The sequence below is a fragment of the Pseudomonas sp. B1(2018) genome (assembly GCF_003097365.1).
In the GTDB taxonomy this organism is placed as follows: Bacteria; Pseudomonadota; Gammaproteobacteria; order Pseudomonadales; family Pseudomonadaceae; genus Aquipseudomonas; species Aquipseudomonas laurylsulfatiphila.
Genome location: NZ_PYUK01000040.1, coordinates 1 through 11,994 on the forward strand (window position 1 = coordinate 1; position 11,994 = coordinate 11,994).

The window sequence follows — 11,994 nt, forward strand, 5'->3', positions numbered from 1 at the left end:
CAGGCGCTGGTGATACTGGCTCGCAAGCTTGCTCGGGTCGTATTCGCCCTGCTGAAAGGACAGAGCGAATATCAACCCAAAGCCGGTTGAGGGCTTCCCCTCAACCATAGAATCTCCCACAGGGATCCCGGTTGTTGTTGAAGGAGAGATCAGGCCTTGAGGTGGCGCAAACTGCGCTCCATCCGCGCGATACCTTCTTCAAGCAGCGAGCGTGGGCAGCCGAAGTTCAGGCGCACGAACTGCTTGCAGTGTTCGCCGAAGTCCAGGCCGGCGCTCAAGCCGACCCTGGCCTGTTCGAGGAAGAACTGCTGCGGGTCGTCCAGCCCCAGTGCCGTGCAGTCGAGCCACGCCAGGTAAGTGCTTTGCGGCAGATTCATGGTGATGCCCGGCAGGCGGGTGCGTACTGCGTCGGCGAGGAAATCGCGGTTGCCTTGCAGGTAGACCTTCAGTTCGGCCAGCCATGGCGCAGCTTCGCTGTAGGCGACCCGGGTGGCTTCCATGCCCAGCGGGTTGACGCTGTCGACCATGCCGCAACGGGCGTGGTTGACCTTCTCGCGCAGGTGGCGGTCCTGGATGATCATGAACGAGGTCTTCAGGCCGGCGATGTTGTAGGCCTTGCTCGCCGACATCAGCGTGATGGTGCGCTGGGCGACTTGCGGGCTCAGCGTGGCCATCGGAATGTGCTGGCGGCCGTCGAAGCACAACTCGGCGTGGATCTCGTCGGAAATGATCCAGGCATCATGCTCGAGGCAAATGTCGGCAATGGCTTGCAGCTCTGCACGCGGGAAGGCTTTGCCCAGCGGGTTGTGCGGGTTGCTCAGCAGCAGTGCGCCACCCCCTTGCAACGACTGGCTCAGGCTATCCAGCGGCGTGCTGTAGGTGCCATCGGCTTGCGCATCGAAGTTCAGTTCGACCTTGTTCAGGCCCCAATGCCCGGGTGCGTGGCGCAGCGGCGGGTAGTTCGGCACCTGTACAACGACGTTCTGCGGCGCCTGCACCAGGGCCTTCAATGCCATGTTGAAGCCCGACTCGACGCCCGGCAGGAAAATCAGCTCCTGGGGCTCGACACGCCAGGCGTATTTGTTCCAGAGGTCGGCCACGATAGCCTCGCGCAGGTCATCCTGGGCCACGCTGTAACCGACCATCGGGTGTTCCAGTCGTTTTTGCAGGGCCTGGATGATCACCGGCGGCGCGGCGAAATCCATGTCGGCGACCCACATCGGCAACACGTCCGCCGGGTAGCGGCTCCACTTGGTACTGCCGGTGTTGTGGCGGTCGAACACCTGATCAAAATCGAAAGTCATGCGCAAATCTCGTAAAGGCCGGTTAATCATGCGGGCCATGATAAGCGCCAATCCCTGCAGGAGCGAGCCTGCTCGCGATGACTGACACCACACCCCTTGTGGGAGCGGGCTTGCCCGCGAAGGGGCCGGCAGATCCAGCATGAGTGTTGGCTGACACTACGCCTTCGCGGGCAAGCCCGCTCCCACAGGTTTTGTGCCAACAGCCGTGAACGCCGACTAACGCCCGACGGTCGGGTTTCATCGCAGATTCGACAGCATTGACTAAAGTTCAACTGTCGGCAGCCAGACTGCCGCGACCGTGGTTGTTCGAAAAAGCCCGGCCATGTACCGGGTTCCACCTGATCAGGAGTGCACGATGGATCTCAGCCGTCGTCAGTTCTTCAAGGTCGCCGGTATCGGCCTTGCAGGCTCTAGCCTGGGTGCGTTGGGCATGGCCCCGACGCTTGCCTTTGCCGAACAGGTGCGTCACTTCAAGCTCGCCCACACCCATGAAACCCGCAACACCTGCCCGTATTGCTCGGTCGGTTGCGGCTTGATCATGTACAGCCAGGGCGATGCGGCGAAGAATGTCGCGCAAAACATCATCCACATCGAAGGTGACGCCGACCACCCGGTCAACCGCGGCACCCTGTGCCCCAAAGGTGCGGGCCTGCTGGATTTCATTCACAGTCCCGGCCGCCTGCAATACCCGCAGGTACGCAAGCCCGGCAGCAGCGAGTGGACGCGCATCTCCTGGGATGAAGCCCTCGATCGCGTCGCCAACCTGATGAAGGCCGACCGCGACGCCAACTTCATCGAGAAGAACGCCCAGGGGCAAACGGTGAATCGCTGGCTGACCACCGGTTTCCTCGCGGCATCGGCGGCGTCCAATGAAGCGGGCTACATCACCCACAAGGTGGTGCGCAGCCTCGGCATGCTGGGGTTCGATAACCAGGCGCGTGTCTGACACGGCCCGACGGTGGCAAGTCTTGCCCCGACGTACGGCCGTGGTGCCATGACCAATACCTGGACCGATATCGCTAACGCGAATCTGGTTCTGGTGATGGGCGGCAACGCAGCAGAAGCGCACCCGTGCGGCTTCAAATGGGTGACCGAAGCCAAGGCGCACAACAAGGCGCGGCTGATCGTGGTCGATCCGCGTTTTACCCGTACCGCCTCGGTGGCCGACTATTACGCGCCGATCCGTACCGGCACCGACATCGCCTTCATGGGCGGGCTGATCAACTACCTGCTGACCGAGGACAAGATCCAGCACGAGTACGTGCGCAACTACACCGACGTGTCGTTCATCGTCAAAGCCGGCTATGGCTTCGAGGACGGGATTTTCAGCGGCTACGACGCGGCCAAGCGTCTCTACACCGACAAGTCCGGTTGGGGCTATGAGCTCGGTGAGGACGGTTTTGCCAAGGTCGACCCGACCCTGCAGGACCCGCGTTGCGTCTATCAGTTGATGAAGCAGCATTACAGCCGTTACACCCGGGAACTGGCGAGCCAGATCTGCGGCATGCCGGTCGATGCCATGCAGAAAATCTGGGAGGAAATCGCCACTTGCTCGACGCCGGGCAAAACCATGACCATCCTCTATGCGCTGGGCTGGACCCAGCACTCGATTGGCGCGCAGATGATCCGCAGCGCGGCGATGGTGCAACTGTTGCTGGGCAACGTCGGCATGCCGGGCGGGGGTGTGAACGCCTTGCGCGGACACTCCAATATCCAGGGGCTGACCGACCTGGGGCTGCTGTCCAACTCACTGCCGGGCTACCTCACGCTACCCGGCGATGCCGAACAGGATTACAACGCCTACATCGTCAAGCGCACACAGAAGCCGTTGCGGCCTGGGCAACTGTCCTACTGGCAGAACTACAGCAAGTTCCACGTCAGCCTGATGAAGTCCTGGTACGGCGCCAACGCCACCGCCGAGAACAACTGGGCTTACGACTACCTGCCGAAACTGGACATTCCCCAGTACGACATCCTCAAGGTGTTCGACCTGATGGGGCAAGGCAAGGTGAACGGCTACATGTGCCAGGGCTTCAACCCTATCGCCGCGTTGCCAGACAAAAACCGCGTGATGGCGGCACTGGCCAAGCTGAAATGGCTGGTGGTGATGGACCCACTGGCCACAGAGACTTCCGAGTTCTGGCAAAAGGTCGGGCCGTACAACGACGTGAACAGCGCCGACATCCAGACCGAAGTCATCCGCCTGCCCACCACCTGTTTTGCCGAGGAAGACGGTTCGCTGGTCAACAGCAGTCGCTGGCTGCAATGGCACTGGAAAGGCGCCGACGGCCCTGGCGAAGCGCGCACCGACGTGCGCATCATGAGCGAATTGTTCCTGCGTCTGCGCCAGCGTTATCAGGCCGATGGCGGTGCATATCCCGACCCGCTGCTCAAGTTGACGTGGCCGTACAAGATCCCCGACGAGCCTTCGCCGGAGGAACTGGCCAAGGAAATCAACGGCTCGGCGACGGCCGACTTCACCGATGCCACCGGCGCGGCGATCAAGGCCAATACGCAACTGGCCGGTTTCGGCCAGCTCAAGGATGACGGCAGTACGGCCTCCGGTTGCTGGATTTTCTGTGGCAGCTGGACCGAACTGGGCAACCAGATGGCCCGCCGCGACAACAACGACCCGTATGGCATGCACCAGCATCAGGGCTGGGCCTGGGCCTGGCCGGCCAACCGGCGGATCCTCTACAACCGCGCCTCGGCGGACCTGCAAGGCAAGCCGTGGGATCCGAAAAAACGCCTGGTGTGGTGGAATGGCAAAGCCTGGGCCGGTACCGATGTACCGGACTACAAGGCCGACGTGCCACCGGAAGCGGGGATGAATCCGTTCATCATGAACCCCGAAGGCGTGGCGCGATTCTTCGCCGTCGACAAGATGAACGAAGGTCCGTTTCCCGAGCACTACGAGCCGTTCGAAACCCCGATCGGCATCAATCCGCTGCACCCGCAAAACAAGAAAGCCACCAGCAACCCGGCAGCACGGATCTTCGATTCGGTGTGGGACACCCTCGGCGTGGCCAAGGATTACCCGTACGCCGCCACCAGTTACCGGCTGACCGAGCATTTCCACTTCTGGAGCAAGCATTGCAAGCTCAACGCGATCGTCCAGCCCGAGCAGTTCGTGGAAATCGGCGAAGTGCTGGCCAAGGAAAAAGGCATAGTCGCAGGCGACCGGGTACGGGTCAGCAGCAAGCGTGGCTTCATTGAAGCGGTGGCGGTGGTGACCAAGCGGATTCGTCCGCTGCAGGTCAACAACCAGGTGGTGCACCAGATCGGCATACCCCTGCACTGGGGCTTCACCGGGCTCACGCGGCACGGTTACCTGACCAACACCCTGGTGCCGTTCCTCGGCGATGGCAACACACAGACTCCGGAATCCAAGTCATTCCTGGTCAACGTGGAGAAAGTCTAAATGGCCAGCCAAGACATCATTGCCCGCTCGGCCACCACCACGCCCGCGCCCTCGGTGCGCGGCATGGAGGAAGTCGCCAAGCTGATCGACACCACCAAATGCATTGGCTGCAAGGCCTGCCAGGTTGCCTGCTCGGAATGGAACGATCTGCGCGATGAGGTCGGCCACAACCACGGCACCTACGAAAACCCGCAGGACCTCAGCGCCGAAACCTGGACGCTGATGCGCTTCACCGAGCACGAGACCGACGCCGGCAACCTGGAGTGGCTGATCCGCAAGGACGGCTGCATGCACTGCGCCGAACCCGGTTGCCTGGCGGCATGCCCCAGCCCCGGGGCGATCATCAAGCACGCCAATGGCATCGTCGATTTCGATCAGGACCACTGCATCGGCTGCGGTTACTGCATTACCGGGTGTCCGTTCAACATTCCACGGATCTCGCAAAAGGATCACAAGGCCTACAAGTGCACCCTGTGCTCGGACCGGGTGGCGGTCGGGCTGGAACCGGCTTGTGTGAAAACCTGCCCGACCGGTGCCATCGTGTTCGGCTCCAAGGACGACATGAAGGAGCACGCTGCCGAACGTATCGTCGACCTCAAGAGCCGCGGCTTTGAAAACGCCGGCCTCTACGACCCCGAAGGCGTCGGCGGCACCCACGTGATGTACGTGCTGCACCATGCCGATACGCCAAGGCTGTACGCTGGCTTGCCCGATCATCCGGCGATCAGCCCGCTGGTGGGGCTGTGGAAAGGCATCAGCAAACCCCTGGCGCTGCTGGCCATGGGCGCGGCGGTGCTGGCCGGGTTCTTCCACTACGTGCGGGTCGGCCCGCAAATCGTCGAAGAGGATGAACATCCCGAGCCGCCGGACAACGCCGTGCACGAAGTCGATCCGTCGGTGCACACCTTCGATCCCCGTGGGGAGGGCAGGCCATGAGCAACAAGACGATCCTGCGCTACACCAGCAACCAGCGCACCAATCACTGGCTGGTGGCGATTCTGTTCTTCATGGCTGGGTTGTCCGGATTGGCACTGTTCCACCCGGCGCTGTTCTGGCTGAGCAACCTGTTCGGCGGCGGGCCATGGACACGCATCCTGCACCCGTTCATGGGCGTGCTGATGTTCCTGCTGTTCCTTGGCCTGGTGTTTCGCTTCTGGCACGCCAACTACTTCATCGCCAACGATCGGCTGTGGCTCAAGCGCATCGACCGGGTGATGAAAAATGAAGAGGAGGGCGTCCCGCCCATCGGCAAATACAACCCCGGGCAGAAGCTGCTGTTCTGGACTTTACTGCTGTGCATGCTGGTGCTGTTGTTCAGCGGGCTGGTGATCTGGCGTGCCTACTTCAGCGAGTATTTCGGCATCACCGCGATACGCTGGGCGATGTTGCTGCATGCACTGGCCGGGTTTGTGCTGATCCTGAGCATCATCGTGCACATCTACGCCGGCATCTGGATCAAGGGCTCGGTCAGCGCCATGGTGCACGGCCGGGTCAGCCGCGCCTGGGCCAGGAAGCACCACGAACTCTGGTATCGCCAAGTGACTCAAGATGAGACCCGCGACGAAGTTCCTACGCGACCGATCACCAAAAAGGGCTGACATTTGCCAACCATCCTCGAACCTGGAGAAATCGAAGCGGCGGCCAGTTCGCCGCCGTTTCTGTACCTGCCACCGCCCAACCTGTTCAGCCTGCGCGCCCAGCGTCTGGAAACCCTGGCCGAAGGGCATCCGCTGGCCGATTACCTGCGCCTGATTGCCGGGTTGTGCCGGGTGCAGCAACAGGTGCTGGACGATCCGCCGCCTGGCGAGCCTCTGGACCGGCAACGCATCGAATTGTGCCAGCAGCACGGCTTGCCGCCCTTTGCAGCCGACAGCCTGGCGCGCGAAGACGACTGGCAGCTTTACCTCGATGCCTTGTTGCAGCGCTATGGCGCACCGCCACAATCCGCCGTGGCCGAAGCCGTGGACACCTTGCGCCTGGCCGGTGCCGGGCAACGCCGCGCCTGGGCGGCGGCACTGGTCAGCGGCCAGTATTCGCTGGTACCGGCGGCGCTGGTGCCGTTTCTCGGTGCGGCGCTGCAAACGGCCTGGAGCCACTGGCTGTTGAGTACGCCGAACCTGGCACTGACACCCGGCGACAGCCTCAGCCAGTGCCCGGCCTGCGGCTCGCCGGCCATGGCCGGGGTCATCCGCCATCGCGGCAAGCACAATGGCTTGCGTTATCTGGTCTGTTCGCTGTGTGCCTGCGAGTGGCACGTGGTGCGGGTCAAGTGCGTGTATTGCGAGCAGAGCAAGGGCCTGGAATACCTCAGCCTTGAAGACGATCGCCATGCCGCCAACCAGGCGCCGTTGCGCGCCGAGGTCTGCCCCGGTTGCAACAGCTATCTGAAGTTGCTCTATCTGGAAAACGATGCGGATGCCGAAGCGTTGTCGGCCGACCTGTCCAGCCTGATGCTCGACATGCGCCTGGCCCAGGACGGTTATCAGCGCCTGGCGCCGAATCTGCTGCTGGCGCCGGGAGACGAATAAACGCAGCGTCTACACTCTGGCGCGAGGGTCATTCGTTTCCAGGAGTGCCAGATGTCTGCACGCGGTGCCAGCCCATCCCTGCGTCTACCTTCCATCGACAGTCTGTTGCGTCACCCGGCGTGCCGGCCGCTGGCCGAGCGCCATGGACGCGACGCCTTGCTGGGTGCCTTGCGGCTGTTGCTGGATGAGTTGCGCGAAGGGGCACGGCAGGGTTTGCTCGACCCTGTAGAGGTCAGCGCCGAGGTGTTGGCAGGCCGGGTCGGCGAGCGATTGGCGATCCAGCATAGCAGCCATGTGCGGCGGGTGTTCAACCTCACCGGCACGGTGCTGCATACCAACCTCGGGCGGGCGTTGTTGCCCGAAGAAGCGATCGAGGCGGTGCAAATGGCCGCGCGTTATCCGCTCAACCTGGAATTCGACCTGCGCAGCGGCAAGCGCGGCGATCGCGACGACCTGATCGAAGGCTTGATCCGCGAACTGACCGGCGCCGAGGCGGTGACCGTGGTCAACAACAATGCCGCTGCGGTGCTGCTGACCCTCAACAGCCTGGGGGCGCGCAAGGAAGGGATCATTTCCCGGGGCGAACTGATTGAAATCGGCGGCGCCTTCCGCATTCCCGACATCATGGCCCGCGCCGGGGTGAAGCTTGTGGAGGTGGGCACCACCAACCGCACCCATGCCCGCGACTACGACGCCGCCATCGGCGCGCGCAGCGGTTTGATCATGCGGGTGCACGCGAGCAACTACAGCATTCAAGGCTTCACCACGAGCGTGCCGACCGCGGAACTTGCGCAACTGGCACACCGGCACGGCTTGCCGCTGCTCGAAGACCTCGGCAGCGGCAGCCTGCTGGACTTGACCCGCTGGGGGCTGCCCGCCGAGCCGACGGTGCGCCAGGCGCTGCTGGATGGCGCGGACATCGTGACCTTCAGTGGCGACAAACTGCTTGGCGGCCCGCAAGCGGGGCTGATTGTCGGCCGCAAGGACCTGATCGCCCGGATCAAGAAAAACCCGCTCAAGCGTGCGCTGCGGGTCGACAAAATGACCCTGGCGGCCCTCGAAGCGGTGCTGGGCCTGTACCGAAACCCGGACCGACTGGCCGAGCGTTTGCCGAGCCTGCGCCTGTTGACCCGGCCACAGGCCGATATCCTCGCCCAGGCCGAGCGCTTGCAGCCGGCGCTGGCCCGCGTGCTGGGTGACGGCTGGAGCGTCAGCGCCATGCCGTCACTGGGCATGATCGGCAGCGGCAGCCAACCGGTGGCGCGGCTGGCCAGCGCGGCGCTGTGCATTCGCCCACTCACCTCGAAGCGTTTGCGCGGGCGATCCTTGCTGAATCTGGAGGAGGCCTTTCGCGCCTTGCCGATTGCGGTGCTCGGGCGCATTGACGATGACGCCCTGTGGCTGGACCTGCGGCAACTGGACGACGAACCGGCCTGGCTGACGCAGCTCGATCAATTGCACGTGGAGGGCCGGGCAGGGTGATTGTCGGCACCGCAGGACACATCGACCATGGCAAGACGGCGCTGCTCCAGGCGCTGACGGGCCAGGCGGGCGACCGCCGCCGGGAGGAGCGTGAGCGCGGCATGACCATCGACCTCGGCTACCTGTATGCCGCGCTGGAGCCGGAGGCGCCACTGACCGGTTTCATCGACGTTCCCGGCCATGAGCGCTTCACCCACAACATGCTGGCCGGGGCACAGGGCATTGATCTGGTGTTGCTGGTGGTGGCCGCCGATGACGGGGTGATGCCGCAGACCCGCGAGCACCTGGCGATCGTCGAGTTGCTCGGCATCCCGCGGGCGCTGGTGGCGATCAGCAAGTGCGATCGGGTCGACAGCGCCAGGGTGCAAGACGTGCGTGAGCAGATCCGTACCTTGCTGGCGCCCGGACCCTATGCCGATGCACCGCTGATTGCACTGTCGAGCGTGACCGGCGAGGGCATCGAAACCTTGCGCAAGGCGTTGCTCGATGCCCAGGGTGAAGTGTCGCAACGCAACACCGAGGGTGGTTTTCGCCTGGCGATCGATCGGGCCTTCAGCGTGGCCGGGGCCGGTACAGTGGTGACCGGTACGGCGCTGTCCGGCCAGGTCGCGGTGGGCGATACCTTGCTGTTGGGGCCACAAGGCAAACCGGTGCGCATTCGCGGCCTGCACGCGCAAAACCAGGCCGCCGAACACGCCTGTGCCGGCCAGCGTGTGGCGTTGAACCTGAGTGCCGAACGGCTGGCGCTGGAGCACATCCATCGCGGTCACTGGTTGCTGGCCGACGACCTGTACGCGCCGACCCGGCGGCTGGACATCGACATGCAGTTGCTTGCCGGCGAATCCCGGGCCTTCGAACACTTTCAACCGGTGCACCTGCACCTCGGCACCCAGGACGTCACCGGCAGAGTCGCCTTGCTCGAAGGCACCAGCCTGGCGCCCGGTGGGCGGATGTTTGCCCAACTGCTGCTCAATGCGCCGGTGCACGCGGTGAAAGGCGATCGGCTGATCCTGCGCGACCAGAGTGCCCAACGTACCTTGGGGGGCGGTCGGGTACTCGATCCGTTTGCACCCACCCGGCAACGCCGCAGCCCCGAACGCTTGGCGCAGCTGGTGGCACTGGCGAGCAGCACCAGGCTGGAGGATGTTTTGCCGGCGTTGCTGGCCCACAGCGACTCCGGGCTCGATCCGCAACGCCTGGAGCGGCAGTTCAACCGTCCGCGCAGCCATTGGGTGTTGCCCGCTGACGTGCGCTTGATCGACACCCGCCAGGGCGCGTTGCTGTTCAGTGCCAGCCGTTGGCAGGCCTTGAAGGCCGCGGTGCTGGAACAGCTCGCACGCTTTCATCAACTCGAACCGGACCAGATGGGGCCGGACCGGGATCGCTTGCGCCGATTTGCCGGCAGCACTCAAGAACGCGGGACATTCATCAGCCTGCTCGACGAGTTGCTGACCAGCGGCGACATCGCCAGCAGTGGCCCGTGGTTGCACCTGCCCGGGCATCAGGTGCGCTTGAGCGAAGAGGACGAAGCCCTGTGGCTGCAATTGCAACCGCTGTTCGAGCAGGCTGCATTCGACCCGCCGTGGGTGCGCGACCTGGGGCATGAGGAAGCGGCCGTGCGCGGGTTGCTGCGCAAAATGGCGCGCCTGGGGCTGATGCATCAAGTGGTGCGCGACCTGTTTTATACCGACAGCATGATTCGCCGATTGGCGGCTATGCTGTTGCAACTGGCGGGCGCCAACCCGGTGATCCAGGTGGCGGCGTTTCGTGATGCGGTGGGCCTGGGGCGCAAGCGCAGTATCCAGATACTGGAGTACTTCGACCGCATCGGCCTGACCCGGCGTTTTGGCGATCGTCGCCAGGTTCGCCCGGACAACGCGTTGGCCCAGCGCAATGAGCCCTGATTCAGGGGCAGGAATTCAAGGAAGGCAATCGCGCCCGGTGGCGCGGCCGGGCTTCAAACCCGGTTGGGGACGGCATCCGTTCCCGGGCAGGTTCGACTCCGGCTGCCTTCCGCCAAACAACCCCAGGCTTGCTGACTCTGTAGGAGCGAGCTTGCTCGCGATGGCGGTTGGTCGAAGCAATACATTCGTCCAGTTCTTACACGGGGTGCGAAATGGATCGTCAGAGATTGCGCTGCGCTTCCATCCGATCATGAAGGACCCTGATGATCGCAATTCCGTACGCCGTGATTCGAAAATAGATCATGTGCCGCTCCACACTGCAGCGCCGATAACCAGGACGGATAGTGTCGCAGGCCGGCGCTTTTTTCGGGTGCTCGGCCAATTGCGCAAATGCTGAGGTAAGGATGTCAATGTAGCGATTGGCCTGATCCAGGCCCCACTGGCGAGCGGTATAACTCCAGATTGCCTCGAGGTCGCCCTCTGCGGCAGGCGTTAGACGATACTCAGCCATGCGCGGCTAACATTCTCTGTTTGAATGCGGCTGGATCGAATGGGCGGGGGTTTCCGCTGGATTCACCTTCCCGAAGGGCGGCACGAATCGTTTCGAGTTCAGCGCTGCGCTCCTGTTCACGACGGATCAGATCGCGAATATATTCGCTGTCGTTGGTGTAATGGCCCGCTTCTATCTGCGCTTTGATCCAGTGGTCTTGCTGGTCAGTCACGGTGATTGTTTTTCGTACGGTTCCCATGATCGGGCGCTCCACGAGATGGTCGACTGCGTGCAATTTATCATACTATTGGTGCGGTATCGAGCAGGTCTAGTGTAGGAGCGAGCTTGCTCGCGATGGTCGTTAACGATAACGCTGGCTTACTGGGTAAACGCGGCGTACTGGAGTCCATCGCGAGCTCGCTCCTACAGTCGCGGTCTTCTGTGGGAGCTGGCTTGCCAGCGATGGTCGTTAACGATAACGCTTGTTTACTGGCTAAACGCGGCGCTCTCGAGACCCTCGCGAGCAAGCTCGCTCCTACAGACGCGGTCTTCTGTGGGAGCTGGCTTGCCAGCGATGGTCGTTAACGATAACGCTTGTTTACTGGCTCAACGCGGCGCTCTTGAGACCCTCGCGAGCAAGCTCGCTCCTACAGTCGCGGTCTTCTGTGGGAGCTGGCTTGCCAGCGATGGTCGTTAACGATAACGCTGGCTTACTGGGTAAACGCGGCGTACTGGAGTCCCTCGCGAGCAAGCTCGCTCCTACAGACGCGGTCTTCTGTGGGAGCTGGCTTGCCAGCGATGGTCGTTAACGATAACGCTTGTTTACTGGCTCAACGCGGCGCTCTTGAGACCCTCGCGAGCAAGC

General features: G+C 63.0%; 9 protein-coding genes and 1 tRNA gene. 7 read left to right on the plus strand and 3 right to left on the minus strand.

Annotation, left to right across the window (positions count from 1 at the left end; all coding sequences use genetic code 11):
* Positions 1-149: 149 nt before the first annotated feature.
* A complete protein-coding gene (locus C9422_RS31845; RefSeq protein WP_116583420.1) occupies positions 150-1,304 on the minus strand; it encodes a MalY/PatB family protein in 1,155 nt (384 codons plus the stop codon).
* 355 nt (positions 1,305-1,659) lie between these two features.
* On the opposite strand from C9422_RS31845, the gene fdnG reads away from it, so the two are divergent.
* The 7 genes from fdnG to C9422_RS31885 all read left to right on the plus strand — a co-directional run bounded on the left by fdnG (position 1,660) and on the right by C9422_RS31885 (position 10,754).
* On the plus strand, positions 1,660-4,725 hold the full coding sequence (gene fdnG / locus C9422_RS31855) for a formate dehydrogenase-N subunit alpha (RefSeq protein WP_165824836.1): 3,066 nt from the start codon (positions 1,660-1,662) through the stop codon (positions 4,723-4,725).
* Positions 4,726-5,661: a formate dehydrogenase subunit beta gene (gene fdxH, locus C9422_RS31860; RefSeq protein ID WP_007970080.1), complete on the plus strand. Its 936-nt coding sequence runs from the start codon at positions 4,726-4,728 to the stop codon at positions 5,659-5,661.
* Positions 5,658-6,323 carry a formate dehydrogenase subunit gamma gene (locus C9422_RS31865; RefSeq protein WP_116583423.1) on the plus strand — a complete coding sequence of 222 codons (666 nt, stop codon included), beginning with the start codon at positions 5,658-5,660 and terminating at the stop codon, positions 6,321-6,323. The genes fdxH and C9422_RS31865 overlap by 4 nt, the downstream gene beginning before the upstream one ends.
* A 3-nt stretch (positions 6,324-6,326) precedes the next feature.
* Positions 6,327-7,253, plus strand: coding sequence for a formate dehydrogenase accessory protein FdhE (gene fdhE, locus C9422_RS31870; RefSeq protein WP_116583424.1), 927 nt, complete (start codon positions 6,327-6,329; stop codon positions 7,251-7,253).
* A 51-nt stretch (positions 7,254-7,304) separates the two neighbouring features.
* Complete coding sequence (gene selA, locus C9422_RS31875) at positions 7,305-8,735, plus strand: L-seryl-tRNA(Sec) selenium transferase (RefSeq protein WP_116583425.1); 1,431 nt, start codon at positions 7,305-7,307, stop codon at positions 8,733-8,735.
* Complete coding sequence (gene selB, locus C9422_RS31880) at positions 8,732-10,639, plus strand: selenocysteine-specific translation elongation factor (RefSeq protein WP_116583426.1); 1,908 nt, start codon at positions 8,732-8,734, stop codon at positions 10,637-10,639. The genes selA and selB overlap by 4 nt, the downstream gene beginning before the upstream one ends.
* A gap of 19 nt (positions 10,640-10,658) precedes the next feature.
* Positions 10,659-10,754, plus strand: a tRNA-Sec gene (locus C9422_RS31885).
* A 105-nt stretch (positions 10,755-10,859) separates the two neighbouring features.
* Here C9422_RS31885 and C9422_RS31890 read toward each other — a convergent pair.
* Both C9422_RS31890 and C9422_RS31895 read right to left on the minus strand, forming a co-directional pair.
* A complete protein-coding gene (locus C9422_RS31890) occupies positions 10,860-11,150 on the minus strand; it encodes a type II toxin-antitoxin system RelE/ParE family toxin (protein ID WP_007980938.1) in 291 nt (96 codons plus the stop codon).
* A complete protein-coding gene (locus C9422_RS31895) occupies positions 11,143-11,388 on the minus strand; it encodes a type II toxin-antitoxin system ParD family antitoxin (RefSeq protein ID WP_116583427.1) in 246 nt (81 codons plus the stop codon). Before C9422_RS31895 ends, C9422_RS31890 begins: the two co-directional genes overlap by 8 nt.
* Between the last annotated feature and the right edge of the window lie 606 nt (positions 11,389-11,994).

What these genes read in the sequence shown, in the direction of transcription:
- C9422_RS31845 (WP_116583420.1), bottom strand. Translation starts at nt 1,304, where the DNA reads ATGACTTTCGATTTTGATCAGGTGTTCGACCGCCACAACACCGGCAGT.
- fdxH (WP_007970080.1), top strand. Translation starts at nt 4,726, where the DNA reads ATGGCCAGCCAAGACATCATTGCCCGCTCGGCCACCACCACGCCCGCG.
- C9422_RS31895 (WP_116583427.1), bottom strand. Translation starts at nt 11,388, where the DNA reads ATGGGAACCGTACGAAAAACAATCACCGTGACTGACCAGCAAGACCAC.
- C9422_RS31865 (WP_116583423.1), top strand. Translation starts at nt 5,658, where the DNA reads ATGAGCAACAAGACGATCCTGCGCTACACCAGCAACCAGCGCACCAAT.
- C9422_RS31890 (WP_007980938.1), bottom strand. Translation starts at nt 11,150, where the DNA reads ATGGCTGAGTATCGTCTAACGCCTGCCGCAGAGGGCGACCTCGAGGCA.
- selA (WP_116583425.1), top strand. Translation starts at nt 7,305, where the DNA reads ATGTCTGCACGCGGTGCCAGCCCATCCCTGCGTCTACCTTCCATCGAC.